The sequence below is a fragment of the Chryseobacterium gambrini genome (assembly GCF_900156825.1).
Taxonomy (GTDB): domain Bacteria; phylum Bacteroidota; class Bacteroidia; order Flavobacteriales; family Weeksellaceae; genus Chryseobacterium; species Chryseobacterium gambrini.
Genome location: NZ_FTOV01000009.1, coordinates 94,466 through 119,035 on the forward strand (window position 1 = coordinate 94,466; position 24,570 = coordinate 119,035).

At 35.3% G+C, this 24,570-nt stretch carries 29 protein-coding genes and 1 tRNA gene; 24 read left to right on the plus strand and 6 right to left on the minus strand.

The features are described from left to right. Positions 1–39: 39 nt before the first annotated feature. The 13 genes from BW951_RS15695 (at position 40) to BW951_RS15755 (ending at position 8,114) form a co-directional block, all read left to right on the plus strand. The gene (locus BW951_RS15695) at positions 40–432 is read left to right on the plus strand and encodes a VOC family protein (protein WP_076394586.1); all 393 of its coding nucleotides are present in this window, start codon (positions 40–42) and stop codon (positions 430–432) included. Positions 433–785: 353 nt separating this feature from the next. Further along, positions 786–1,217, plus strand: a complete 432-nt coding sequence (locus tag BW951_RS15700; RefSeq protein ID WP_076394588.1) for a VOC family protein — start codon at positions 786–788, stop codon at positions 1,215–1,217. Positions 1,218–1,292: 75 nt separating this feature from the next. Then, positions 1,293–1,706 carry an SRPBCC family protein gene (locus tag BW951_RS15705; protein WP_076394590.1) on the plus strand — a complete coding sequence of 138 codons (414 nt, stop codon included), beginning with the start codon at positions 1,293–1,295 and terminating at the stop codon, positions 1,704–1,706. A gap of 41 nt (positions 1,707–1,747) precedes the next feature. Continuing rightward, on the plus strand, positions 1,748–1,984 hold the full coding sequence (locus BW951_RS15710) for a helix-hairpin-helix domain-containing protein (protein ID WP_076394592.1): 237 nt from the start codon (positions 1,748–1,750) through the stop codon (positions 1,982–1,984). A gap of 158 nt (positions 1,985–2,142) precedes the next feature. Next, positions 2,143–3,009 (plus strand): VOC family protein, encoded by an 867-nt coding sequence (locus BW951_RS15715; RefSeq protein ID WP_076394594.1) that lies wholly within the window; start codon positions 2,143–2,145, stop codon positions 3,007–3,009. 115 nt (positions 3,010–3,124) lie between these two features. After that, a complete protein-coding gene (locus BW951_RS15720; protein WP_076394596.1) occupies positions 3,125–3,958 on the plus strand; it encodes an SDR family oxidoreductase in 834 nt (277 codons plus the stop codon). Between the two features lie 39 nt (positions 3,959–3,997). After that, positions 3,998–4,426 carry an SRPBCC family protein gene (locus tag BW951_RS15725; protein WP_076394598.1) on the plus strand — a complete coding sequence of 143 codons (429 nt, stop codon included), beginning with the start codon at positions 3,998–4,000 and terminating at the stop codon, positions 4,424–4,426. 18 nt (positions 4,427–4,444) lie between these two features. Next, positions 4,445–4,891 (plus strand): SRPBCC family protein, encoded by a 447-nt coding sequence (locus BW951_RS15730; protein WP_076394600.1) that lies wholly within the window; start codon positions 4,445–4,447, stop codon positions 4,889–4,891. A gap of 80 nt (positions 4,892–4,971) precedes the next feature. Further along, positions 4,972–5,430: a DoxX family protein gene (locus BW951_RS15735; RefSeq protein ID WP_076394602.1), complete on the plus strand. Its 459-nt coding sequence runs from the start codon at positions 4,972–4,974 to the stop codon at positions 5,428–5,430. Between the two features lie 276 nt (positions 5,431–5,706). Beyond that, positions 5,707–6,261, plus strand: coding sequence for an RNA polymerase sigma factor (locus BW951_RS15740; protein ID WP_228408211.1), 555 nt, complete (start codon positions 5,707–5,709; stop codon positions 6,259–6,261). Positions 6,262–6,274: 13 nt separating this feature from the next. Then, positions 6,275–6,616 carry a hypothetical protein gene (locus BW951_RS15745; RefSeq protein ID WP_076394606.1) on the plus strand — a complete coding sequence of 114 codons (342 nt, stop codon included), beginning with the start codon at positions 6,275–6,277 and terminating at the stop codon, positions 6,614–6,616. An 87-nt stretch (positions 6,617–6,703) separates the two neighbouring features. Then, entirely contained in the window at positions 6,704–6,976 is a 273-nt protein-coding gene (locus BW951_RS15750; RefSeq protein ID WP_076394608.1) for a hypothetical protein, read from the plus strand. Positions 6,977–7,466: 490 nt separating this feature from the next. Next, on the plus strand, positions 7,467–8,114 hold the full coding sequence (locus BW951_RS15755) for a J domain-containing protein (RefSeq protein WP_076394610.1): 648 nt from the start codon (positions 7,467–7,469) through the stop codon (positions 8,112–8,114). Here BW951_RS15755 and BW951_RS22805 read toward each other — a convergent pair. The 4 genes from BW951_RS22805 to BW951_RS15770 form a co-directional block, all read right to left on the minus strand. Further along, positions 8,111–8,266, minus strand: a complete 156-nt coding sequence (locus tag BW951_RS22805) for a hypothetical protein (RefSeq protein WP_165796735.1) — start codon at positions 8,264–8,266, stop codon at positions 8,111–8,113. The genes BW951_RS15755 and BW951_RS22805 overlap by 4 nt on opposite strands. A 136-nt stretch (positions 8,267–8,402) precedes the next feature. Further along, positions 8,403–8,474 (minus strand) — tRNA-Arg (locus tag BW951_RS15760). Between the two features lie 68 nt (positions 8,475–8,542). Next, complete coding sequence (locus tag BW951_RS15765; protein ID WP_076394612.1) at positions 8,543–10,309, minus strand: TonB-dependent receptor; 1,767 nt, start codon at positions 10,307–10,309, stop codon at positions 8,543–8,545. A 106-nt stretch (positions 10,310–10,415) separates the two neighbouring features. Continuing rightward, positions 10,416–13,379 (minus strand): tetratricopeptide repeat protein, encoded by a 2,964-nt coding sequence (locus tag BW951_RS15770; RefSeq protein WP_076394614.1) that lies wholly within the window; start codon positions 13,377–13,379, stop codon positions 10,416–10,418. Between the two features lie 249 nt (positions 13,380–13,628). Here BW951_RS15770 and BW951_RS15775 point away from each other — a divergent pair, with 249 nt between their 5' ends. The 4 genes from BW951_RS15775 to BW951_RS15790 are packed head-to-tail and all read left to right on the plus strand — an operon-like array spanning position 13,629 to position 16,659. Further along, the gene (locus BW951_RS15775) at positions 13,629–15,299 is read left to right on the plus strand and encodes an APC family permease (RefSeq protein ID WP_076394616.1); all 1,671 of its coding nucleotides are present in this window, start codon (positions 13,629–13,631) and stop codon (positions 15,297–15,299) included. Positions 15,300–15,303: 4 nt separating this feature from the next. Further along, positions 15,304–15,912, plus strand: coding sequence for a hypothetical protein (locus BW951_RS15780; RefSeq protein ID WP_139326181.1), 609 nt, complete (start codon positions 15,304–15,306; stop codon positions 15,910–15,912). Positions 15,913–15,917: 5 nt separating this feature from the next. Further along, a complete protein-coding gene (locus BW951_RS15785; RefSeq protein ID WP_076394620.1) occupies positions 15,918–16,256 on the plus strand; it encodes an Mpo1-like protein in 339 nt (112 codons plus the stop codon). A 55-nt stretch (positions 16,257–16,311) separates the two neighbouring features. Then, positions 16,312–16,659 (plus strand): DUF4377 domain-containing protein, encoded by a 348-nt coding sequence (locus tag BW951_RS15790; protein WP_076394622.1) that lies wholly within the window; start codon positions 16,312–16,314, stop codon positions 16,657–16,659. A 35-nt stretch (positions 16,660–16,694) separates the two neighbouring features. Here BW951_RS15790 and BW951_RS15795 read toward each other — a convergent pair whose 3' ends face one another. Together BW951_RS15795 and BW951_RS15800 are read right to left on the minus strand one after the other, a co-directional pair. Further along, a complete protein-coding gene (locus BW951_RS15795; protein ID WP_076394624.1) occupies positions 16,695–17,645 on the minus strand; it encodes an SPFH domain-containing protein in 951 nt (316 codons plus the stop codon). A 241-nt stretch (positions 17,646–17,886) separates the two neighbouring features. Continuing rightward, positions 17,887–19,242: a deoxyguanosinetriphosphate triphosphohydrolase gene (locus BW951_RS15800; protein ID WP_076394707.1), complete on the minus strand. Its 1,356-nt coding sequence runs from the start codon at positions 19,240–19,242 to the stop codon at positions 17,887–17,889. A gap of 162 nt (positions 19,243–19,404) precedes the next feature. Between BW951_RS15800 and BW951_RS15805 the strand changes: the two genes are divergently transcribed. The 7 genes from BW951_RS15805 (at position 19,405) to BW951_RS15835 (ending at position 24,569) form a co-directional block, all read left to right on the plus strand. Then, positions 19,405–19,950 carry a hypothetical protein gene (locus BW951_RS15805; protein WP_076394626.1) on the plus strand — a complete coding sequence of 182 codons (546 nt, stop codon included), beginning with the start codon at positions 19,405–19,407 and terminating at the stop codon, positions 19,948–19,950. A 50-nt stretch (positions 19,951–20,000) separates the two neighbouring features. Next, positions 20,001–20,735 carry an endonuclease gene (locus BW951_RS15810; protein ID WP_076394628.1) on the plus strand — a complete coding sequence of 245 codons (735 nt, stop codon included), beginning with the start codon at positions 20,001–20,003 and terminating at the stop codon, positions 20,733–20,735. A gap of 15 nt (positions 20,736–20,750) precedes the next feature. Then, on the plus strand, positions 20,751–20,930 hold the full coding sequence (locus tag BW951_RS15815; RefSeq protein ID WP_076394630.1) for a hypothetical protein: 180 nt from the start codon (positions 20,751–20,753) through the stop codon (positions 20,928–20,930). A 928-nt stretch (positions 20,931–21,858) separates the two neighbouring features. Then, positions 21,859–22,575 (plus strand): AAA family ATPase, encoded by a 717-nt coding sequence (locus tag BW951_RS15820; RefSeq protein ID WP_076394632.1) that lies wholly within the window; start codon positions 21,859–21,861, stop codon positions 22,573–22,575. Positions 22,576–22,583: 8 nt separating this feature from the next. Continuing rightward, the gene (locus BW951_RS15825) at positions 22,584–22,952 is read left to right on the plus strand and encodes a hypothetical protein (RefSeq protein WP_076394634.1); all 369 of its coding nucleotides are present in this window, start codon (positions 22,584–22,586) and stop codon (positions 22,950–22,952) included. Between the two features lie 60 nt (positions 22,953–23,012). Continuing rightward, positions 23,013–23,729 (plus strand): ankyrin repeat domain-containing protein, encoded by a 717-nt coding sequence (locus BW951_RS15830; protein WP_076394636.1) that lies wholly within the window; start codon positions 23,013–23,015, stop codon positions 23,727–23,729. Positions 23,730–23,744: 15 nt separating this feature from the next. Beyond that, the gene (locus BW951_RS15835; RefSeq protein ID WP_076394638.1) at positions 23,745–24,569 is read left to right on the plus strand and encodes a tetratricopeptide repeat protein; all 825 of its coding nucleotides are present in this window, start codon (positions 23,745–23,747) and stop codon (positions 24,567–24,569) included. Position 24,570 lies beyond the last annotated feature (1 nt).

Here is a 24,570-nt window from a genome sequence, read left to right on the forward strand (position 1 = left end):
GTACTTTTGATTACAAGTTCAACAATAAAAAATAGCAAAATGAAAATCAATCAAATTTATGTGAATCTTCCGGTGAAAGATGTACAGAAAACCAAAGAATTCTGGACAAATTTAGGCTTCGCCACCAACGAAGAAATGTCAAATGACAAGTCCGTTTGTGTAGTAATGAACGAGAATATCTATGTGATGTTCTTAACGGAAGAATCGTTCCAGACTTTTTCCGAGAGACCATTACCCAATGGCGATACCACGCAGGTTTTGGTGGCAATCAGTTTAGAAACCCGTGAAGAAGTAGATCAGGTGGTAAATGCAGCCGTAGCAAATGGAGCTACTCAACATGAAGAACCGCAGGATTACGGATGGATGTATCATAATTCTTTTTGGGACATCAACGGACATGGCTGGAATGTAATGTTTGCAGATCCTTCCTAAATGCCTAAAGAGTAAAACCTTAACCCATATCATTTAACTCTTACATAAATTTTTGTGAAATAAAATTTGTGCGGATATTTCTTTGTCATTTTTTAAAGAAATTTTCTTCAATCGTATGAGGTTAAAAAATCAATAAGATAGATTCTTCCTTCGTCAGAATGACAAACGATCTGTTCAATCTTTGCTGATTAAAATATTAATATTATTAGTGTTATTAGTGAAAAAATTAGTGCTATCTGTGTTTAAAAAAACTAATCACACAAATACTTTAAACAAATTCCACAAATATTATTAGTGTTATTCGTGAAAAAATTAGAGCTATTTGTGTTTAAATCTAAAAAAAATAAAAAATCATGGCTAAATTAAATCCTTACTTAAATTTTGATGGGAAAGCGGAAGAAGCTTTCAATTTTTACAAATCCGTTTTCGGCGGAGAATTCGTTGGTGAAATTTACAGAATGGGCAATGCTCCCGGAACTGAACATTTATCGGAAGAAGAAAAAAACAGAGTAATGCACATTGCACTTCCTGTTGGCGGAGATTTGTTGATGGCATCAGACATCGTTCCAAGTTTTGGACAACAACTGAATGTAGGAAATAACAATTATGTTTCTGTTTTTCCGGATTCCAGAGAAGAAGCCGACAGACTTTTTAAAGGGCTTTCTGAAGGCGGAAATATAGAAATGCCGATTGAAGACCAATTCTGGGGAGACTATTTCGGAAGCTTTCAGGACAAATATGGTGTTCACTGGATGATCAATTATAATGAAGAATACGTAAAATAGACTTATCTTTAAACTGAATTATATTGAAGGGGCAACTTAACTTTGGTTGCCTTTTACACCTTTAAAAATAATATTATGGAACCAATTCACATCGATATTACCATTCTGGCTCCCGTTCAGAAAGTCTGGGATTATTACAACGGACCGGAACATATTACAAAATGGAATTTTGCCCACGAATCCTGGGAATGCCCGAACTCTGAAAACGACTTAAGGGTTGGCGGACAATTTAAAAACAGAATGGAAGCCAAAGATAAAAGTTTCGGATTCGATTTTGTGGGAACGTATGATGAAGTTATTCCGAATGAAAGAATAAAATATCATATGGAAGACGGAAGAAAAGCGGAGATCATTTTTGATAAGATCGACGAAAATACAACCAGCGTTACCATCACATTCGATCCGGAAACGCAAAATCCTGTAGAAATGCAGAGAGAAGGGTGGTACGCTATTCTGAACAATTTTCATAAGTATGTAGAAAACAATTAAGAACGATTTTAATTTTCAGAACCATGATCAATTTAGTAATAATGGCAAAATGTTTAAGTTCCATTTGCGCGGTGAGTCATGTTGTGAGCGGAACTTTTTTACAGGGAATTCTTTCTGCACCTGCGAGAAGAGCTTTGGCGAAAGAAAAAATTGATTCTCTGGAAAAACTTTCAGATTATTCTGAAAAAGAAATTATGCAGCTTCACGGTTTCGGAAAAAATGCGATGCAGAAACTCAAAGCTTATATGAAAGAAAACCATGTTTCCCTTAAAAATTGATATTGGACACAAACTGCACCAATATCTGCATAAATTTTCACTATAAATTTGGTTAAATGCTTCATCGGCAATGCAGTTTCTGTCGAACCATTCGTGATTATTCGTGAAAAATATTTGCAGTTACTCGTGTTTAAGACAAAAAAAATAAATTTAAAATTATGAACAAAAATATTTTCCCGTGTCTTTGGTACGACGGAGACGCGAAAGAATCTGCAGACTTTTACTGCAAAATATTTGACGGAAAAATTACTACAGATACTCCGATGGTGATGAACATCGAACTTTTTGGTCAGAAAATGATGCTCCTGAACGGCGGTCCGCATTTCAAGAAAAATGCTTCGGTTTCTTTTATGGTCATTTGCGAAACGGAAGATGAGGTACAACGATACTGGGATCAGTTATTGGAAGGCGGAACGGCTTTAATGCCTTTGGATTCTTATTCCTGGAGCAAAAAATATGGCTGGCTGAAAGATAAATATGACGTAACCTGGCAAATATTTTTAGGCGAAAAGCAAAGCGACCAAAAGATTATTCCTACTTTGATGTTTATCCATGAAAATAATGGTAAAGCAATAGAAGCGATGGAATTGTACACTAAAGTTTTCCCGAATTCCCGAATCGGAAATATTTTAAGATACGGTGATGGAAGCGAAGGACATCCGACTCCCGAACCTGCTGAAAATATTCAGCATGCCCATTTTGAAATCGATGGCTACAGTTTCTTCTGTATGGATAATTCTTACGATCATCAGTTCGATTTCAATGAAGGAATTTCAATGGTTGTAATGACGGATGATCAGGAACAAACCGATCATTACTGGAATGCCTTAACGAGTGACGGAGGAAGGGAAAGTATGTGCGGCTGGCTGAAAGATAAATTTGGTTTCAGTTGGCAGATTGTTCCCAAAAAGTTACTTGAGCTGATGAACGGATCAGATCCATTAAAAGGGCAGAAAGTGTTTCAGGCAATGATGGGAATGCAGAAAATTGTCATTCAGGATCTCGAAGACGCTTATCATTCTTAATTTGACCAAAAGAAGGAAAATAAGGACTGAAATAATTTTAACCGTTCAGAACTTCCTGCTTCCGGCTTTTTCTTTTCGGCTTGCTGTTTGATGTTTATTCATAAAAGATTTGCTTATGAAGACACAGAACAAGTCAGGTTCAAAATCTAAAGTCCCTAAAGACGGACTTTATCCCGAAATTATACGTAAAAACTATTTGGGAAGCAAAAAACTTCAAAATAAAAAAGCGGTAATTTCCGGAGGTGACAGTGGAATTGGACAGGCAGTTGCGGTTCATTTTGCGAGAGAAGGAGCCGATGTTGCAGTTATTTATAAAGAAAGTGACAAGGATGCGAAAGAAACACAAAAACTCGTAGAAAAAGAAGGGCGAAAATGTATTTTGCTGAAAGGGGATGTTTCAAAAAAAACTTTCAGAACAAAATGTCTGGAGAAAATCAAAAAAGACTGGAAAACACTGGATATTCTTGTAAACAATGCGGGAATTCAGTTCCCTAAAAATAATATTGAAAAGATTTCAGACGATCAGATCTGGAAAACCTTTGATACCAATATTGTTTCTATGATTGCTTTCACCAGAGATTTTTTATCATTAATGAAAAAAGGTGGAAGAATTATCTGTACCACATCTGTTACAGCATATCGGGGAAGTGATCATTTAATTGATTATTCAGCTACGAAAGGAGCGATTGCCACTTTCATCCGTTCTCTGGCGGTAAATATTGCTGAAAAAGGAATTTTGGTAAACGGCGTTGCTCCGGGTCCAATCTGGACTCCTCTTGTAAAGGAAACTTTCGATGATCTGTCAACTTTTGGAAAAGACAATCCGTTAAAAAGAGCAGGACAGCCATCGGAAGTTGCTCCCGCTTATGTTTTTCTGGCTTCGCAAGATTCCAGTTTTATAACGGGAGAAATCATTCATATTAATGGCGGAGACTTTGTAGGAGGATAAAATCTTAATTAAAATAACAGCTAGTTTATACAGTTTTTTATGGAAAAATTACATTTTGACATTCAAATCAATGCGGAAGCGGAAAAAGTGTGGAGTGTACTCTGGGACGATTTTTCTTTCAGGCAATGGACTTCTGCATTTACGGAAGGCTCTTTTTATCAGGGAAGTTTAAAAGAAAATGAGATCATTAAATTTCTGGATCCCCAAAACAACGGGATGTTCAGTAAAATTGTTACATTAATTCCCAATCAGGAAATTAAATTTCTCCATCTCGGTGAGATTTACAATGGAGTAGAAGCACCGCAGAACTGGGGTGAAGCCACGGAAAAATACATTTTGACTGAAGATGAAAATACAACCCATCTGAAAGTGGAAATTCAGACTTTAGAACAGTTTAAAAGTTTTTTCGAAGAAAAATTTCCGGATGCCCTTTCCAATGTGAAGCATTTATCCGAAAACCAACTCTAAAAATTTAATAAAAACAATATGGAAACTTTATCTTACGAAATCATCATCAACGCTCCCAAAGAAAAAGTCTGGGACGTTTTGTGGAATGAAAATACATACAGTGAGTGGACAAAATTTTTTAATCCCAACTCTGCTTCTTTTATGAAATCTGACTGGAAAGTAAACGGAAAAACCTATTTTACAAATGCAGAAGGAGCAGGAATGGTTTCTACAATAGACAGTCTGGAAAAGCCGGATCAGATTGTTTTTAAACATTTGGGAATGCGAGATGAAGCAGGTAACGAAGATACAGAAAGCATGGAGGTGAAACAGTGGAGCGGCTGCTTTGAAAAATATTTTTTAATCGATTTTGATGGCAAAACAAAACTTCATGCCGAAGTTCAGACTGAAAAAGATTGGGAAGAGCATATGAATACAGGATTTACAAAAGGTCTGCAAATTGTAAAAGAACTTGCTGAAAAATAATTATTTTCCACGATTTTGCACTTATTTTAAGCTATATTTATAGTTGATAAAAGTATTTGCGGGAAACAAAAAGAAATCTTATGAAATTACTTATCATTCTTTTTACAACATTCATTTTGGCTTTAGTAGCAACCAAAATTTTTCAGGGCGACTGGAATTTTTTGTTTTCAGGAAATTTTGGAATGGCTGTTTTCATCATATTTACAGGATTTTCTCATTTTAAGTTCCAGAAAGGAATGGCAATGATGATTCCTGATTTTATCCCTGCAAAACTATTTTGGGTTTATTTTACAGGAATTATTGAAGTTGCAGCCGGAATCGGATTGATGATTCCTTCCATTCGTGAACTGACTGCCATTTTATTGATTGTTTTTTACGTTTTGGTATTCATTGCCAATATCAATTCATCCCGAAAAAAGATCAATATTTTTAAAGCGGATTTCACAGGTCCCGGAATGACTTATCTGTATAAAGAAAGAATTCCGATGCAAATCATTTTGATTGTCTGGACTTGGTATTTCGGAATTTATCTGAACTAAAAACATATCATTTAAAATAGAAACGGAAGGCTCAGCTTTCCGTTTTTTTGTTTAAATATAAACGATATATATATATCTTTCAAAAATTTCATCATTAAAAATTAAACATAATAAAAGGATTTATGTTATTAGCGAAAAAATATTGGCTTCATTTGTGTTTTAAAATTCTGATGAATAAAAGAAAATCTTAATTTCTTAAAAATTATTTTAAATTTATTAAAGTAAAACAAAATTTTCAATCGTCATAGCAATATGGAGATTGTCGAAAAAATAACAATGCCACAGAAGGAGAAGGAAAATATCATCTCACAGACCGTTTCAAAGTACGGAGGAAAGCTGATGTCGTACATTCGTCCGAAAGTGAAAAATACGGAGGATGCGGAAGATATTCTGCAGGAAGTGTGGTATCAGTTCAGTAGTCTTACCAATCTTTCTGAGATTGTGAATGTTGGCGGTTGGCTGTACAGAGTAACGGCAAATAAAATCACGGACAAATACCGCAAGAAGAAAACCGAAAATCTTGAAGATTTCGTGTACGAAGATGAAGACGGCGATTTTTCCATTAAAGATATTCTGCTCATGGATGAAAGCGCAGGTCCCGAAATTAAAATGTTTCAGGATGAGATCTGGAAAAAACTTTTTGAAGCTCTGGATGAACTGCCGGAAAAACAAAGACTCGTCTACGTGGAAAACGAACTCAATGACAAAACCCTTCAGGAAATTGCGGATGAGCATGGCGAAAACATTAAAACGATTATCAGCCGTAAAAATTACGCCGTAAAACATTTAAGAAACCGATTGAAAAAATTATACGAAGATTTAAACAGTTAGTAAATAAAAAGATATGAATCATAAACATAAAAAAGGCTGGATTTTTCTGATTCTTTGTCCGCCATTGATTTTTTTAGGCGTTACATGGATCGTGATGGCGCTCTGGAATTGCCTTCTCCCTGAAATTTTGGGCGTAAAATCCATTACTTTCTGGCAGGCGATGGGAATTCTTATTCTGAGTAAAATTCTTTTCGGAGGTTTCCATTTCGGAAAAGGGATGAGAGATTTTAAAGAAAAGAAAATGAGAGAAAAAATGATGCATCTTACACCCGAAGAAAGAGAAAAATTCAAAGAAGTCTGGAGAGACCGATGTTCAACAGGTTTTTTCAACAGGCACAACAGAACAAACGAATAAATAAAAATTTAGAAGTAGTAAAGTAAATTCAGCATTTATTCGTCTATATAAAAAACAAGAAGTAGTAAAATTTAAAATTTTGAGAAAATGAAAAATTCAGTATTAAAAGGCGCTTTAGCTGCTTTAGCCGTAGTAGGAATTGCAGCAGTTGTTAAAAAAGCAGCGCAGAGAAAAAGATTTGTAAAGGGTATTTTTGAGGAATACGGAATCAAAGAAAAATCTCCTTTCGGATTGGCAGATAAAATCAGAGAAATGAACGACGAGCAATATCAGGAGCTGAAAGGGAAGTTTAAAAAAGAATTCGCTTCAAGATGCCGCCACAGAGGTTTCGAAAGAAAAGAAAACGTCGCAGAAGCATAATAAAACGTAATTCAATTGAAATTGTTTAATTCCGGCTCGGGAAGCGAAGCTTCCCGAGCCGGAATTTTTTACAGTCATTGCGATGAGCAAAGCGAAGAAGCAATCTCAAAAAGCATCAAATCATGATAAGCTTTCCACTTGTGGCAACTTAAATATCACTGTAGTATTCAAAATATAAAATTACCTGGGTGTTCTTATCTAAGTGAAACGGCTTTGTGAACCTTAAAAATACAAAACATTTAAAAACTCTTGTGTCCTTAGCGTTAAAAAATACATTGCTAAGATGCTTCCAGCATGACAAAATGTATAATTAACTGCTTGTGTAATTTAAATAAAGCGATTATCCTTTTTTGAGCAGAACGCTTTTTCGAGCGAAAATAATCGCAACATATCAAAAAAACCGTCGTGGACTCTGCGTTAAAGATTTAGGAGAAGAAATAAATCCCTCACTTTGCTCGCAATAACAAATTCCTTATTTTTGCATAGTTTAATGAAAGATTACTACTATTTTCTCGGGATTTCTCACGATGCTTCGGAAGAAGACATCAAAAAAGCGTATAGAAAATTATCTTTAAAATATCATCCTGATAAAAATGATAACGATGATTTTTTCGCAGACCGGTTCCGTGAAATTCAGGAAGCTTACGAAACATTGAGCGACAAAAGCAGAAGACATTCTTACGATCAGAATTTAGAAAGTCATCAGAAAAGCTTCAGGTACAATATTCCGCCTTCTATTAAAAATTTTACGGCAAACAAAATTCATGCGAAAAAAGGGGAGGAGATCATCATTAATTGGCAGACTCAAAATGCCGATGTGGTGAAAGTGTTACCTTTCGGACTGGAAAAATCTTATGGAGAAAGAGTTTTTAAAATAACGGAATTTAAAGACGGTAAATTCCAGATTTTGCTTCACGCTACGAATTCACTACTGCACAAAACAGCCGTTCAGGGAATTACTATTACCGAAGTTTTCGAAAACAATTCGGAAAAATTTAAAGATAAGGCAGAGGAATTATTTAAGTCACAGCCAAGAACTGTTGCAAATCCTCATGGACAGCCAAAAATCGCGAGAATTATTATCGGGGTAGTCTTACTAATTCTGGCGGTTTATTTCCTGCTGAAAAACTTTAATTAAGCCATTTTCTTTCTTCCCGGGCACTTTTTACATCTTTTTCCCTTTTTAAATTTTTTGCAGCATGATTTCTTATCGCCGCAGTACATTTCTTCGGTATTCATTGAAAAAGCAGGAGCCAATGGAGCTACTTTGAAAGGAACGATCATATTCATGATGCAAATATATTAATTTAGAATAAATCCAGATAATAAATTTTTAAAAAAATTAATGACTTATATCAAAGAAATAAAATCAACTTCAATTATGATCAATAAAAAAGGACAAACATCAAATGTCTGTCCTTAAAAGTGACCGCAGAAGGATTCGAACCCTCACTGTCGGAGCCGAAATCCGAAGTTCTATCCATTAAACTATGCAGCCGTATTGAGTCGCAAAGTTTTAGAGTTAAACTAAACGCTAAGACACTTAAATTCTCAAACTCTCTCACTCTAAAACGTAATCTTCACGCCTCCCAAAATCTGTGCACCCAGAACTTTATAGCCTTGGTACGTCTGATATTTTGAACTCAGAAGATTGTTTCCAAGCGCGAAAATACTGAAATTTTTGTGAATTTTATACTCTGCAGACAAATTTAAATCTGCATAACCTCCCACTTTATCGTTGGTGTTCTCTGTAGACTGATAGAACATGGGACTTCCAACTCCCTGAATTATAAATGAATTCGTTGTTCTGTCGCTGGCAAAAATCCCTTTAAAACCTAATAATAATTTTTGATCCAACATGGTATATTTTGCTCCGATTGTGGCAGTAACTAAGGAAACATTGTAGATATTTTCATAATTTTTAAGATCAAACTTGGTAAATTTTACTTCTCCGTCCAACACTAAATTTGCCAGAGGAAAATACTGCAAACTACCTTTGATGTCTCCTACATTTCCGTCATCATACACCGCAGAAAAAGTATTTGCGAAGTTATAGGCAGAACGGTTCAGGGTAAAATTCGTGTCAAAAAGATCATTGGCCTTAAAGAACATAATGTCTCTCATTTTTCCGTATCCTGCAGAAACATCATACTTAAAAGTTTCATCAATATCTCCTCTCAAACCTACATAAAAATGATATTTTGTTTCAGTTGGTCTTAAATACTGGTCAGAAACTATGAAAGGATTCTGCTGTAGTAAGTCTGAATACGTATTCAGCTTTAAACCTCCGTCAACTCCTCCGTAAAATTTAAATTCCTCTGCGGCAGCAACCTGAAATTCCGCTTCCGGAAACCAATAGGTCTTGTTGTTTTTCATTTGTTCAGCCATCAGATCATTCTGGTTTTTACCATTCAGAAACGCAAACTGAGATCCTAATTTCAGGTAAGAATCCCCTTTTCTGAAAGTAACTTTCGGACTCAGACTTGTATTGAAAAAGTTGGACGAATTTTTATCTCTGATTGAAAATTCAGTTTTCACGGTTTCCAGACCAACGCCTAAATCTGCATTCAGACTGATACCTGATTTGCCGATTTCAACCCCATGTTTCGAGAAATTCGCCAAAACGGAAGCCTGATTTTCCTGAGCATCAAAATGGTCTTTTAAGAATGAAGATTTCACCCTCACATCATTCAGAATTTCGTTCGAATAAAAGTCATAATAACCGTTTACTTTAAACTGATTGACTCTTTGATCCAGATCAACATCATTGCTTGGAGTCAGAGCATAAATTCCGTAATAATTATAGCTGTTCAAACCATATTCCGCATTCAGATTGAATTTTCCTTTATCTCCGTAAGAATTCAGAAAAGCTCCTAAAGTTGTAGAGCTTTGCTTAGAATCCCAGTCATATTCCTTTTTTAAACCCTGTGTTGAGAGAAAATGAGCATCCACTCCAACCTCAATTTTATTTTCCAGCGTTTTCGAAATATTTGCATCGCCCAGAATTTTACCGAAATTTCCCATTCCGAACTGGATGTAGTTGTTTTGCGCCGAACCTTCGAATTTCGGGGTCACATCTGCTCCCTGAATGGTTGACGTTTTAAAGTCCGAAACCGCAGGAACATCCGTAATGTTGTATTGTACTGGATTCTGAGATTTTTCTTCCGGCGGATAATTTTTAATAGTTTCTACCGAAGTTTTCTTTTTTTCGATCTTTTTTACTTCCGGTTCCCTTTTTTTATTGAGAATCAGTTTTTCTTCTTTGATCTGGGAAAACGCTACCGACGAAACCCCTAAAAATATGATGGATAATAATTGAATTCTTTTATTCATTACTTTTTGTATTAATAATGTGCCAATTTATCAATGCAACAATCCGGCAATGTATAGTTTGATTGGTAAACTGTTACATTGATAAATTGATACATTAAATATATTTTTACTTTTTAATCTGCTTTTTAACTTCCTTCGCTTCTGCAACAATCTCAGGGAAATCCTTGTAGTTCTCAATGATCTGATCACAAGTATAACTTGCCTGATAATTGTCTTTCAGACCAACATAGTTTTTCGCCATCAGAACAAGCGCTTTTGCTCCCCAATATTCTTCGGAAGCATAATTATTGGCTAATTTAAAGATCGTTTCATTAGAAGATTTAAACGCTTTTCCTTTGTTTTGATAATAAGCTTTCGCGTACAGAGATTCTGCGGCAACTGAGGTGTTTGATGATTTTTCAAGAGAAGCGTAAGCCGACTGTGCGTCTTTGTCTTTTCCTGAATTCATCAGACTTCTTGCCTTAATTACTTTTGCCGTCTCAATAACCGCTGCGGAGTTTTTATTGTTGGAAATAACCGCATCGGCTAATTTTTCAGCCTGAGAGAAGTTCTTTTCATCGGCATAAACTTTCATCAGTTCAACATTGGCGTAATTTTTAATGTTGACGTCTGATGAGTTTTTAATATTTTCAAGATATTTTTTAGCTTCAGCCGTATTCCCCTGATTGACATAGATTTGCGCTAAACGGGTTTGTGCATCATCCTGATAATCATTCTGAACATTGGCAACTTCCTGTAAAACCAACAATGCTTTTGTAGTGTCTTTGGTCTGATAATAACTTTCACCAAGCTCATATTTTGCCTGATAAAGCCCTTCTCCGGTAGGATTCTGCGTTAAATATTTCTCGTAATATGAAATCGCGTTTTTGTAATCTTTCTTCGTGAAATACTGTTTTGCTGTCGAAAGATTAATTTCATCAATTTCTGATGCATCAATATTAACCCCTAGATTTCTTGCGAAAGTTTCGTAGCCGGAAACATCTCCGTTCTTTGTAAAGATCGGTTTTGCAGCCTGAACGATTTTTTCAGCATACGCTGTATTTTTATACTGTTCTCCAAGCGATCTCAGTTCAGATAAAGCTTTATCGCTTTGATTCTGATCAATGTAATTCTGCGCTCTGTAAATCGATGCATTGGCAACCAAATCTTTATCAGACGAAGTTTTAATCACTTTGTTAAAGTAATCATTCGAGTTACTGAAATCGTCCTGTGCTGCGTAAGCTGTCCCGATTTCGTACTGCGCATCGTCATAATAATCAGAATCCGGATATTTGGATAAAAGGTTTTTCAGGTTGGTAATTTTCGCCTGAGTATCACCTTTAAATCCTAAAGCCATTGCTTTCTGATACAGTGTATAATCTGTTGCGTCTTCATTTTTATCATAAATGGCAATCGCTTCGTTCAGGTTATTGTTTGCGTAATTAATATCTGCCAAACGAAGTTCTGCATCATTTTTAAACTCAGGTTTCGGATTTGCTAAATATTGCTTGAAATACGTTTCCGCCTGATCGAATTTTTTAGATTTGAAATAAGCATAGCCTAAATCATAAGATAATTGTTGTTTTTCAGGGAAATTTTCGCCCAGTAATTTTTCATAACGAGCGATCGCGGAAGGATAATTTTCTTTCTGATAATACACCTGTCCTAACCAATATAAAGCTCTGTTGTTGAATTCTTTATTGATGTTGAATCCTAAACTTCTCAAGAAATAATTTTCCGCTTCATCATAATTTCCTTTGTTGAATTCTTCCGTTCCCAAAAGATAAGAAACCTCCTGATCGATCTTATTGATTTCCGGCGTTGAGCTCTGTAAACGGTCAATCGCGTTCAGCGTTTCCTTATAATTTCCGGAATATAAATAGGATTTCACCAAAAGCGATCTCATTTCCGAAGCATTGGTTCCGTTTTGGTTTTCATTAATATAATTCTGGATTACCGTCGAAGCACTTTCAAACGGATTTCCGATGTCGTAGCTTAATTTGGCGTACTGTTCATGCGCAAGCTTTTTCACATTCTTATCATAATTCATCTGATAGGCAGAACGGAAAGCAGAAAGTGCTTCCTGCTTTTTGCCAACCGCCAGATAAGCATTTCCAAGCTGATAATAAGCATTCTGAGCCAAAGCCGAATTGCTGTTCAGCAATTGATTGTAATAAGAAACCGCTTCGTCATACTTTTTAAGCTGAGCCGCTACAAATCCCATCTCATAAAGATCATTCTCGGACGGATTTTGCTGAACGCTCAGATAATCTTTCAAGTGAGGATATGCAGAAGTGTAATCATCTTTCATGAAATAACTTTCACCGATGATCTTATGAACTTCCGCTTTATAGGAATCTGAAATATCTTCATTCAGTAAAGCAGTTCCTTCGGAGATCGCTTTATCATAATCTTTGTCATTGTAGTACATCTGAACATAGTAAGGACGCACCAGTTTAGAATATTTCGGCTCTTCTTTAATGGAATCAAAATAACGGAACGCTTTATCATTCTGTCTGTTGGAATAATATAAATGTCCCAACATATAAGCAATGTCGCCTTTTTGAGACTGGTCTGCTGTTTTATAAGCTTCTTCTAGTGCATCTGTTGCGCCTTTGGAATCGCCCATCATGAATTTAGCATAGCCAAGTTTCAGAATGTACTGTGTATTTTCTTCTTTGGAAAGCTGATACTGGTTTACTTTTTTAAGTGTTTCCAGAGCTTTGGCGAAGTCTTTTTTAGCCAAATAATAATCAGCCAACGGTAAATTGGCCTGTGCAAAATACGCAGAGTTCGGATATTCTTTCATAAAAGCGGTTAATCCTTCTTCCGCATGATTTTTCTGAAGAATGACGCCGATCACGTTATCAAAAAACTGCGCAGCTTCTTTTCTCGAACGCGACAAATGCTGATTGTAGAAATATTGTCTGGCGTATTCGTATTGTGAAGCGTTGTATATTTTGGTCTGATAAAGATTTTCAGCGAGATTGAATCTGTAGTTTTCTTTTTGGGTAAAGTACTGAGACTGTTGCGCATCGGAGATCCCGAAATACATTACAGCAGCCGCTAAAAGTATTTTTTTCGATTTCATTAATTTTAAATTTTAACATGAAGAAGCCTGAAAACCAGGTTCAGATATTTAAAATTACGGGAATTTTTATCCACAATTTATCAACGAAAATATTGAAAAGATATTGTATAAACAAGCGTTTTAACACATTGTTAGTAACTGAATATTTTTTTAAGACTTCTTAACTTTTTAATAAGAAACCTTAAGAAAATAAAAATTATTTCAGAGAAATAATTACATTTGCTTTTTTCGAATCAAATATAGAATTGAATGAATCAACTTTTTAGAAGAAAAATCTATTCAGAGACAGACACATCTACGAGTTTATTGAGGGTTTTGGGTGTTTGGGACATCGTATTTTTTGGTATTGCCGCCATTATCGGAGCCGGAAGTTTCAGCAGTCTCGGCGAAGCCGTCTTCAGAGGAGGCCCCGGTGTGATCTTATTATATTTGATTTGTGGTTTTGCGTGCGGTTTTACTGCACTTTGCTATGCAGAATTTGCGAGCAGGATCCCGACAGCGGGTTCCGCGTATACTTATGCCTATGCAAGTTTCGGGGAATTAATTGCCTGGATCATCGGTTGGGCGCTGATTATGGAATATTCTTTCGGGAATATTTATGTTGCCTTTTCGTGGTCGGATTACTTTACAAGTTTCCTGCACCGTTTAGGAATGCATATTCCCGACTATCTTACGTGCAGTTATACCGAAGCTAAGAAAGCTTTTATGAGCGGTTCCGAAAACAAAGAACTGATTAATGCATGGACGAATGCTCCGTTAATAGGAAGTTTAAAATTCATCGTTGATGTTCCGGCATTGGTCATCAACGGATTGATTACATGGCTGTGTTATGTAGGAGTTAAGGAAAGTAAAAACTTCAATAATGCGTTGGTGATCCTGAAATTAGCGGTGATTGTTTTGGTGATTTTAGTGGGATTTGCTTACATCAATACAGATAACTGGACGCCTTTAAATCCGGAAACTCAGGTTACTTCTTTCATGCCGAATGGTTTTGCGGGGGTAATGAGTGCGGTTTCGGGGGTTTTCTTCGCTTATATCGGGTTTGATGCTTTAAGTGTGCTTTCGGAAGAAACAAAAGATCCCCAGAAAACACTTCCGAAGGGAATGATTATTTCTCTGGTATTGTGTACATTTATTTATATTGCTTTAACGCTGGTTCTTACCGGAATGGTGGATTACAGAAAATTTGACGGCGTTGGAGATCCGCTTTCCTTTATTTTTGAAAAAGGAAACGCCAATGTTGCATGGATGGAACTTGTGGTATCGTTTGTGGCGATTGTAGCCATTACAACCGTTCTTTTGGTGTTCCAGATGGGACAGCCGAGAATCTGGTACGCCATGAGCCGTGACGGACTGATGCCTCAAAAATTTCAGACGGTACATCCGAAATATAAAACCCCTTCATTTGCAACCTTGATTACGGGAATTGTTGTCGGAATTCCGATTTTATTTACCGATAAATCTTTCATTCTCGATTTTACAAGTATCGGAACCATTTTCGCGTTTGTTTTGGTTTGTGCAGGAGTTTTAATGCTTCCGGCAAAAGAAAAGATCAAAGGAAGATTTCATTTGCGTTACATCAACGGAAAGCTTATTTTCCCTCTTATTTTTATTGGCGGATTAGTGGTTTTCTATTTCTGGCAGCCTGATTTTTTCCATAATTTAATGGACTGGAAAGATCCTAAAGAAGGTGAATTCAGAGCTTCTATTTTCTTCTTTATTCTGGTTAATTTACTGCTTTGTGTATTGACATTTGTTAAAAATCTATCTCTGATCCCGTTAATCGGTTTAAGCTCTTGTTTATATCTTCTTACCGGAATGAGTCATGACAACTGGTTCTGGTTTGGACTGTGGTTTGCTGTAGGTTTAGTAATCTATTTCTGCTACGGATACAGAAACAGCAAACTGGGAAAAGCTTAATTGTATGATGAAATACCTGCTTGTTTTTTCGCTTCTGTTATTAGCGGGATGTAAAAAGACATCTGAGCAGGAAAGCAATTCGGCTGATAAACGTACAGAAATAAAACAGAGTTATAAAGAATATGTAACAGCAATTCATAAAAAAACAAAGGCAGAGAAAAAGCAGTATTTTTTTAAATTTATCAATAATGATGTTCCTCAATACTGGGCAAAAACGCCATGGTCTTTTGCAGGAACCTCCAGAGAACCGCAAAAAGGAAGTATTGCCTGCGGATATTTTGTAACGAATACTTTATCGGATTACGGTTTTGATATCAACAGAACGTATCTTGCGCAGCAAGCATCTTCTGTAATGATTAAAAAACTTTGTACAGAGGTAAAATATTTCAGCAAAAGACAGGATCTGGAGCATTATATTTTAGGGAAAAATAAAAATCAGGTATATATTGTAGGACTGGATTTTCATACGGGTTACATTACCCGCGAAAACAAAGACACTTATTTTATTCATTCCAATTACATTAAGAATGAAGGTGTAATAAAGGAACTGACTAAAAATTCACGGGCATTGAATGCTTCTAAGACGTTTATGATTGGAACTTTAAATTACTAATAATTATGTCTGAAAGAATTAAAACCTTCAAAGAATTTTACCGGTTTTATCTTACGGAACACAGTAAAACAGGGACAAGAGTCTTTCATTTTCTGGGAACCCTGCTTGTCTTTTTTGTGATAGGATATGTTATCAGCTCCGGAAAAGAACGGTTTCTCTGGTATGTCCCAATCTTTGGGTACGGATTCGCGTGGTTCAGCCATGCTGTAATTGAAAAAAATAAACCTGCAACCTTCAAATATCCGCTTTGGTCGCTGATCTCAGATTTCAGGCTGTTTTTCGAACTATTGATCGGGAGACAGAAATTTTGGGGAGTTTCAGATAAAAAACCTGCTGAAAAGTAAATTTTAAGATCATTTCACGGCACAGTAATTGCAACCAAGTCCTAAAATTTTATTTATGAAAAATTTCACAACATTTTTAAAAGTAACGTTTTCTGCAATTTTTGTTATGATTCTTACTCAATGTACAACTTCTTCCAACGTTGCTGCTGCGAACGAAAAGACATTTATTGTAGGTCCTGAAACCGCAGACTGCACCGGAGTTGCACCCATGAAATGCCTTCAGGTAAAAGAAAATGCTTCAGATTCGTGGACGAATTTTTATACCAATATCGAAGGCTTCACTTATGAACCGGGTTATGAATATGTTTTAAAAGTAAAAACAGAAAAAATAGAAAATCCTCCGGCAGACGGATCTTCCATAAGATACACTTTGGTAAAGCAAATATCTAAAACTAAAAAATAAACAATAAAACCTCCGGAATTTCCGGAGGTTTTGCTTTATCTGCTGTTGTTTGTATTGTGATCGTGATCATTCGGCGGTTTAGGATAATTTCCTTTGGTCATTTCTCCTACTGTATTGGCAGTGGTCATGGCGGCCACAAGATCATTCAGCATTCCGCTTGCTGCGGTGGGCGAATTGGGCAGTAAAACAAGGTTGCTTCTGTTGCTTGCTCCTACAGAATGAAGCGTGTCATAATGCTGCGTAACAACAATAAGCGCAGAGGCTTCGTGAGAATTGATATTAACGTTGTTCAGCATTCTTACAGACTCTTCCAGACCTTTTGCAATTTCTCTTCTCTGGTCTGCAATACCTTGTCCCTGCAGTTTTTTAGATTCCGCTTCGGCTTTTGCCACGGCTACAATTCTTATTCTCTGGGCTTCAGATTCGTATTCTGCGGCTGTTTTTTCTCTTTCCGCAGCGTTGATTCTGTTCATGGCGTGTTTTACCTGCTCATCCGGATCGATATCTGTAACCAGAGCTTTGATGATATCATATCCGTAACTCTGCATCGCTTCCTGAAGTTCTGCTTTTACAGCGATGGCAATATCATCTTTTTTTAAGAAAACATCATCCAGTTTTAATTTCGGAACTTCGGCTCTTACGACATCAAAAACATATGATGTAATCTGGTCGTGCGGACTTTCCAGCCTGTAAAAAGCATCGGCAACCTGAGTTCTGATCACCTGAAACTGAACGGAAATCTTCATTTTCACAAAAACATTATCCAGAGTCTTCGTATCAATCATTACATCCAGTTGCTGGATTCTGAGGTTCATTCTTTTTGAGATTCTGTCCAGATAAGGGATTTTAAGCTGCAAACCTGCATGACGGACGGAGTGAAATTTTCCGAGTCGCTCTACAATTGCCGCAGTTTCCTGTTTCACTGTGAAAAAAGAAGCAAATAAGGTTACCAATCCGATAAAAACAATAATTCCTAAATATGTCATAATTTGATTTTTTTATGGGGTGTAAATTTTTTAATTAACTGAAAAACACTTATCTGTGTTTGTTTAAATATATAAAAAATAATTTAAACGTTACCGCTATGACAATCAACAGTTGATATGCACGGAGAAAAAAGAAATTTACGGTGAGTTCAGGGCATAAAAAAACTTCAACAATTTTAAATTGAAGAAGTTCCTGATTTTTTTAAATCCTAATAGTCGTTTTTGTATATCTAAAAAACAATTATACCGTCATTCCGATGTCGATTCCTTTAATTTTACGGTAAAGATCTGTTGCATAATTATCCGTCATTCCGGAGACAAAATCAATTACGCCCAAAACTTTCTGGTAATCGGTTCCATCGTCGTATACAAACTGTTTAGGTAATAGTTTTAACGCTTTTTTGTCGTAAGATTTTCTTTCATCATGTGATTTTAGAATGGAGGGAATAAAATGATCCAGCAATTCGTACATTACATTATAACCTGCATTTTCAATTTCCACCACCGCTTTATGATTGTAAATTTTCTCTATCGAGAAAGATTCAATATCCTGCAAAGCTTTATTTTCGTACTTATAAATATCCAGAAGACCTTTTTCTAAATTTCCTTCCAGAATGGTATTAAAGTTATTTTTATAAAGCTCAATCGATTTGTTGATTAATGCATTGATTACTTTGGCTCTTAAATAAGAAATCTGTTCGTTTTCATTTCCTATGGAATCCAGCTTGTCTTTTACCCGTTTTATATCGTCTGTTTCAGATTTTACCAGTTCAAAGAACAGGTTTTTGCAGTCCGCGGTAGAAACGATTCCCAATCGGTGCGCATCTTCCATGTCGATAATATTGTAACAGATATCATCCGCAGCTTCAACCAGCCAGACAAAAGGATGTCTTTTAAAAATATAAGGTTCTTCGCTTTCTGAAATTAAATTCGTGCCTTTTGCAATTTCAAGAAAAATATCTTTTTCGTTTTGAAAGAATCCGAACTTTTTACGGTGAATGATCCTTTTCTTTTTAGCTATGGCTTCACACGGATATTTGGCGATACTTGCCAAAGTAGAAAACGTAAGCTGAATTCCTCCTGCATCTTTTCCCTGCTGTTGTTGCGCCAGAACTCTTATTGCATTCGCATTTCCCTCAAAATTCACCAGATCCGCCCATTCTTTTTCGTTGAATTTGGGTTTTAAATCAGATTCATTTCTTTCAAAATAACTCGCAATCGCATCTTCTCCGGAATGTCCGAAAGCGGGGTTTCCGACATCGTGACAGAGACAAGCCGCCGCAATAACGTTGCCTAAATTGTGAAGGTAAAAGTTTTTGGAATCTTCAGTAAGATCATTTTTAAATTCGTCATGAATAAACTCACCCATTACACTTCCCAGACTTCTTCCGACAGAAGAAACTTCCAGCGAATGCGTTAAACGGTTGTGTACAAAAACACTTCCCGGAAGCGGAAAAACCTGCGTTTTATTCTGCAGTCTGCGGAAAGCCGAAGAGAAAATAATTCTGTCAAAATCCCTCTGAAAATCCGTTCTTGAAGCCTTTGTCTGTGGATTGTTTCCGGTACGCTGATTCGTGAAAATCTGGTTTAAGTTCATCATTTTTCAAAATTACTTCAAATTTTATTTTTTACGAACTAATCGGAAGAATTTTTCTGAAAAATATCGTGTTTCCCGCTTTTGTTTTTCCGTAAAATACCTGTGACATTTTGCAGATTTTCATCGTAATTTTAGGATCATTAACTCCAAAAAACTGAAATCATGTCCGAATTTTTTAAACAAATCCTTGGAAGCACGATTGTTACAGGATTTTTCACCGCAGTAATTGCTTATTTCTTTCACAAAAGAACAGAAAAATACAATTCGGTTTTGAAAAGGGAATTTGAAGCGTTATCAAAAAAAGATACGGCTTATTTTGAATGGCGGAAAAATACAGTAGAATTGTTAGGACAGGTTTACATTCATCTGAACCGTTTAAAGCTTGCTTTTCAGAACAAATATTCTAAAATACAGGAATATGACAGATTTTATGAAGATGAAATTATTTTAAAATCCAATCAGCACATCAGAGATCTACTCATCAATAACGGTCATTCTTTACCTCCTGAATTACTGGACGAAGCCACAAAACTGATCGAACATTTCGATGTGTGGTTAACGAAATACAATCAAACAAGAATTTTGGATAAAGATTTTAATTCAAAACAAATTTACGTAGGACCGGATGGTTTCCGCTTTCCTGAAAATGCCGAAAGACTGTTCAAAGAAAAATATGTTGAAATGTTTAATGAATTGCATCGGGCTTAATTTTTTTCATGGCAAAATAATTGTTGTGTACATTTTATAATTCATATGCTATGCCCGAAGGTCCACCGATTGTTCTGATGAAAGAAGATCTGCAGAAATTTGCAGGCGAAAAAGTAATGGAGGTAAAAGGAAATTCGATTACTGAAACTACAGGAATTAAACACCATTTTTTACGCGAAATAAAAACCTTCGGAAAGCAGACGTTTTTAATTTTTGATAAAGCCAATATCCGGATTCATTTGCTGATGTTTGGTTCTTACAGCTTATTTGAAAGAAAAGATCAGGCGCAGAATCTTCGTCTGGGCTTAACGTTTAAGAACGGCGGGATGTATTTCTATACCTGCAATGTAAAAACGGTAAAAGACAAATTCCTAAAAGATATCGATTGGGAAGCTGATGTAATGAGTGATCTGTGGAATCCCGAAAAGGCAGAAGAAAGGATGAAAGCAAATCCTGAAATGATGGTTTGTGATGCTTTGATGGATCAGGATATTTTCGCGGGAGTGGGGAATATTATTAAAAATGAGGCTTTGTTCAGAATTGGAGTTCATCCTGAAACGCTTATTAGAAATTTACCTTCAAAAAAATTAAAGGAATTGATCGCAGAAGCCAGAAATTACAGTTTCGATTTCAAGAAATGGAAAAAAGCGAATGCTCTGAGAAAACATTTTGAAGTATATCATCAGGAAAAGTGCCTGAAATGCGGTCTGGAAATTGTGAAAAAAGAAACCGGAAAAGGGAAAAGGACGAGTTTTTTCTGTGAAAAAGATCAGAAATTGTATTAGAAAAATTAATCAGCCATGAAACTCACGTATATTTTAATTCCTCTTGTGTTGTTTTCCTGTAAACAGTATGAAATTGACAGAAACTGTTTTGAAAGCGAAAATAAAAAAGAATCTCAATACGAAGAATTTGAGTTGGATCAGCCTGAAACCATTAAAAAAGACACAGACAATCGTAATTTGATTTATCGATCTTAGTTTGATCCTAATTCTCTTTATAATTGAGTGAGTTTATATATTTCACTTTTATCATTTTCCTATATCATCCGGAAAAAATTGTAGGAAATAACTATTCTTCTTCAAAAATTTCTAATATGTTGATAGAAAATCAGGAAAAACGCTATCATTTTTCGTCCTGAAAAAAACTGCTATTTCGTTTATTCTAAAAAATTTTATTCAAAAAAAATACTCGAAAATGTGCCTTTTAGAGTTTCTATGCTAACATTTCTTAATATTGCGGAGGTTAAATATCAAAAACAAGTGAGATATTATTGTCCCCGAAAATGTTATTATGTATTGCATTTTTTCTTTTTTGGATTATCAACTTTTAAATACAAGCTGTGAAATAATTAACAGATCAATAAATTTTTACACATAAATCAAAAAAAGCCGTATTATTTTTTCATTTTTACATTAATTATTTGTAAACTATTTTTATCATGATCTTAAACAAAAACCGCTTAAAACACTGATATACATCATGATTATTTATTTTGGAACCTTGTTTGAAAGTCGTAATATTGCAAATGTAAAATTGATAATAAATAGTCAAATAATTAAAAATTAAACAAAATGATCACTTACATCGGAATTGCAACATGTTTAGTAGTATTCGCCTCTTATTTTGCAGCAGCAAGAAGAGAAAGAAACTAATTTAGAAAGTTCTGATCTGGAGAAATTCAGTTCCTGAACAAAAAGACGAAATTATATTGTTATATGTTTTCAATCTGCAAAGATTGACTGCTCTTTTACTCAGCGTGAGTAAAAGGGCACAAAAAACATAGCGCAAGATTTTACACTAAGGAAGACAAATTTTAATTTTTATAATAGCCGATAGAAAGTCGAACATTCATTTGTTCGGCTTTTTTGTTGGATAACCTTTATCTTTGCATATAATTTCAGCAAAATGAATCTGTACAATCTTATTATTCAAGACAAAGAAGAAGTTAGCCTTAATGATGTGTTCCTTGATCCCCAAAATAAAGAACTGCTTGTACAGCTTATTAAAGAAAATACATTTTCCAAAGAGCTTCTGGAATATGGACTTCCGGTAAACAACAAAATTCTTCTTCAGGGAAGTTCCGGCTGCGGAAAAACAATGACCGCAAAAGCCATTGCCAATGCTTTGGGAAAAAGCATCATCATCCTCAATTTAAGCAATATTGTTTCCTCCAGAATCGGGGAAACTTCCCAGAATATTAAAATGATCTTCGACAAAGCAGCGAGGGAAAGATCCGTCCTGTTCCTAGATGAGCTCGACCAGATAGGAAAAGCAAGAGGGAGCGACGATAAAGATGTGGGCGAAATGAGACGTCTCGTAAATACTCTTATTCAGTTGATTGATTATTTTCCGGAAAACGCCCTGCTTTTGTGTGCGACAAACCATCCTGAAATTATCGACACGGCTTTATTAAGACGTTTTCAGCTTAGAATAGATTATGAACTGCCTTCAAAACAATTTTTAGATGATTTTTATGACGATTTACTCATGAAGTTTCCGGCAGATTTAAGAAATATAGACAGGAAATATGATGTTTCTTTTGCTGAGGCGAAAGATCATGCTTTTACTGTGGTGAAAGGGAATTTGATTAAATCATTGGAAGCTAAAGCGGAAAAGATATAGTGTGCTAAATGAAATCAGGATTTTTTTCAGTTTTTCTGATGTTTTTGCTTTCGTGCTCTGAAAAATATAGTGGAGAAATTACTTTTAAAAACTGTAAAGTCAACTATCCTTTACATGATGAGGAAAAAGAAAGAAAAATTAATGATGAAGCTGTTACAAATCAATGGGAGTATGAGTCTGCTTTGCGCGAATTAGCACTTTGTTTGTGTGATGAATACGATCGGAAACCTACTAAGGAAATCAGAGATAAGATTATTGAAATCTACAAGTATAAATTCGAATTTTATAACAGAAATGATTCTTTTGAGAAAATAAATTTTGATTCTATTTTAATGAATAGGAAAAGAATTTTTGATCCGGCAATGATCATTGATTAATAAGATATTGTTTTATATTTGGAAATTATAAATTTAAATTTCAAATAAAACTTTAACCTTATGAAAACCAAAAGCCTGTTTGTCGCTTTATCTCTATTTACGTTCAGCTCTGTATTTTCTCAAAAAATCTTTAATGCTATTGAAAGTCAGGACATCGAAAAGGTAACAAAATTATTGGAGAAAGGAGAAAATATAAACCAAAAATCAAAAGAAGATGGTTTAACGCCTTTATATTCTGCAGTAGGAACAGGAAACATAAAACTGGTTGAACTTTTAATAAAAAAAGGCGCCGATGTTAATACGCCTTTAGAAAGCACCGCAACTCCGCTGAATTTTGCTTCTCAGGAAGGATTTGTAAAGATTGTAGAATTACTTCTCAGCAATAAAGCAAATCCAAATTTCCAGGATGTTAACGGGTGGACTGCATTACGTTTTGCCACAAGAAATAACAGATTTGAGGTGGTAAAACTTCTAGTCGAAAATAAAGCTATGGTAGACTCCAGAGCAAAAGATCTTGCAACACCTTTCGCAAGCGCAATCAGTAAAGGCTATTTAAATATCGCGGAATATCTTATAAAAAACGGCGCTGATATTAATAATATCGATGCTGATCATGAAACCCCAATTATGTACTGTGCTCAGGGTGAAAATTTGGAAACGGTAAAATTTCTGCTTCAATATAAGCCTGATTTAACAATTAAAAATAAGGACGGCAAAACAGCTTTGGATATGGCAAAAGAGAAAAATAACACAGAAATTGTAAAGCTTCTACAGTAAAAAATAATATAAATATTGAGAAAAACAATCCTTATTTTCGGGTATGTTCTTTTAATTTTCAATTCCTGCCAAAATAAATCAGAGGAAGCAAAATCTGCGACAAATGATATTGTTTTTAAAGATAAAGCAGGTCACATGATTACGAAAAGCGAATTAAAAAATACAACAGGAAAAATAGATTATGAAATTATGGATAATAAAAATATTGATCCAACAGCAAGAAAACTGCATACAGAAGCTAGAGAACTCGGGCAGTCAGGAAAGTATGATCTTGCCATTGCGAAACTTGAAGAAGCCATAAAAATTCAACCCGACTGGTCATATCCTATCTATGATCTTGCTTTTACATATCTTTTAAAAGGAGATTTCGATAATGCTTTAAAATTTTATAAAAAAACTGATGATCTTTCACCCAAAGGATTTTTCACTACAAAAATAGCTTTATACACTCTTCAGGGTGAACAATCGGGAAAATTTCCTAAAGGTCTCTATTTAGCTTATCTGCAAATAGAATGGACGGATGATAAGGAACAGAAATTAGAAATTACCAAAACCCTGACCGAAAAAGTTCCTGATTTTGCTCCTGCATGGAAAGAGCTTGCGAATCTTGTGGATAACAAAGCAGAAAAATTTAACGCTATTGAACAAGGTCTGTTAAAAAATCCTGATGCAGATACCAAAGGAATTCTGGAAATAAATAAAGCAATTTTACTAGACCAAAATGGAAAGAAGGAAGAAGCCAAAAACCTTCTAGGACATCTGATTTTTTCATCTGATGCTACCACAGCCAATATTGAGCTTGCAAAATTCACTCTAAACTCAATAACTGAAAAAAAATAGC

Coding starts and splice junctions, on each gene's coding strand:
- BW951_RS15790 (WP_076394622.1), top strand. CDS start 16,312: ATGAAAAATTTCACAACATTTTTAAAAGTAACGTTTTCTGCAATTTTT.
- BW951_RS15755 (WP_076394610.1), top strand. CDS start 7,467: ATGAAAGATTACTACTATTTTCTCGGGATTTCTCACGATGCTTCGGAA.
- BW951_RS15710 (WP_076394592.1), top strand. CDS start 1,748: ATGGCAAAATGTTTAAGTTCCATTTGCGCGGTGAGTCATGTTGTGAGC.
- BW951_RS15695 (WP_076394586.1), top strand. CDS start 40: ATGAAAATCAATCAAATTTATGTGAATCTTCCGGTGAAAGATGTACAG.
- BW951_RS15705 (WP_076394590.1), top strand. CDS start 1,293: ATGGAACCAATTCACATCGATATTACCATTCTGGCTCCCGTTCAGAAA.
- BW951_RS15750 (WP_076394608.1), top strand. CDS start 6,704: ATGAAAAATTCAGTATTAAAAGGCGCTTTAGCTGCTTTAGCCGTAGTA.
- BW951_RS15785 (WP_076394620.1), top strand. CDS start 15,918: ATGTCTGAAAGAATTAAAACCTTCAAAGAATTTTACCGGTTTTATCTT.
- BW951_RS15825 (WP_076394634.1), top strand. CDS start 22,584: ATGAAATCAGGATTTTTTTCAGTTTTTCTGATGTTTTTGCTTTCGTGC.
- BW951_RS15830 (WP_076394636.1), top strand. CDS start 23,013: ATGAAAACCAAAAGCCTGTTTGTCGCTTTATCTCTATTTACGTTCAGC.
- BW951_RS15735 (WP_076394602.1), top strand. CDS start 4,972: ATGAAATTACTTATCATTCTTTTTACAACATTCATTTTGGCTTTAGTA.
- BW951_RS15800 (WP_076394707.1), bottom strand. CDS start 19,242: ATGAACTTAAACCAGATTTTCACGAATCAGCGTACCGGAAACAATCCA.
- BW951_RS15740 (WP_228408211.1), top strand. CDS start 5,707: ATGCCACAGAAGGAGAAGGAAAATATCATCTCACAGACCGTTTCAAAG.
- BW951_RS15820 (WP_076394632.1), top strand. CDS start 21,859: ATGAATCTGTACAATCTTATTATTCAAGACAAAGAAGAAGTTAGCCTT.
- BW951_RS15780 (WP_139326181.1), top strand. CDS start 15,304: ATGATGAAATACCTGCTTGTTTTTTCGCTTCTGTTATTAGCGGGATGT.
- BW951_RS15765 (WP_076394612.1), bottom strand. CDS start 10,309: ATGAATAAAAGAATTCAATTATTATCCATCATATTTTTAGGGGTTTCG.
- BW951_RS15720 (WP_076394596.1), top strand. CDS start 3,125: ATGAAGACACAGAACAAGTCAGGTTCAAAATCTAAAGTCCCTAAAGAC.
- BW951_RS15795 (WP_076394624.1), bottom strand. CDS start 17,645: ATGACATATTTAGGAATTATTGTTTTTATCGGATTGGTAACCTTATTT.
- BW951_RS22805 (WP_165796735.1), bottom strand. CDS start 8,266: ATGAATATGATCGTTCCTTTCAAAGTAGCTCCATTGGCTCCTGCTTTT.
- BW951_RS15810 (WP_076394628.1), top strand. CDS start 20,001: ATGCCCGAAGGTCCACCGATTGTTCTGATGAAAGAAGATCTGCAGAAA.
- BW951_RS15775 (WP_076394616.1), top strand. CDS start 13,629: ATGAATCAACTTTTTAGAAGAAAAATCTATTCAGAGACAGACACATCT.
- BW951_RS15715 (WP_076394594.1), top strand. CDS start 2,143: ATGAACAAAAATATTTTCCCGTGTCTTTGGTACGACGGAGACGCGAAA.
- BW951_RS15725 (WP_076394598.1), top strand. CDS start 3,998: ATGGAAAAATTACATTTTGACATTCAAATCAATGCGGAAGCGGAAAAA.
- BW951_RS15815 (WP_076394630.1), top strand. CDS start 20,751: ATGAAACTCACGTATATTTTAATTCCTCTTGTGTTGTTTTCCTGTAAA.
- BW951_RS15700 (WP_076394588.1), top strand. CDS start 786: ATGGCTAAATTAAATCCTTACTTAAATTTTGATGGGAAAGCGGAAGAA.
- BW951_RS15745 (WP_076394606.1), top strand. CDS start 6,275: ATGAATCATAAACATAAAAAAGGCTGGATTTTTCTGATTCTTTGTCCG.
- BW951_RS15730 (WP_076394600.1), top strand. CDS start 4,445: ATGGAAACTTTATCTTACGAAATCATCATCAACGCTCCCAAAGAAAAA.
- BW951_RS15770 (WP_076394614.1), bottom strand. CDS start 13,379: ATGAAATCGAAAAAAATACTTTTAGCGGCTGCTGTAATGTATTTCGGG.
- BW951_RS15805 (WP_076394626.1), top strand. CDS start 19,405: ATGTCCGAATTTTTTAAACAAATCCTTGGAAGCACGATTGTTACAGGA.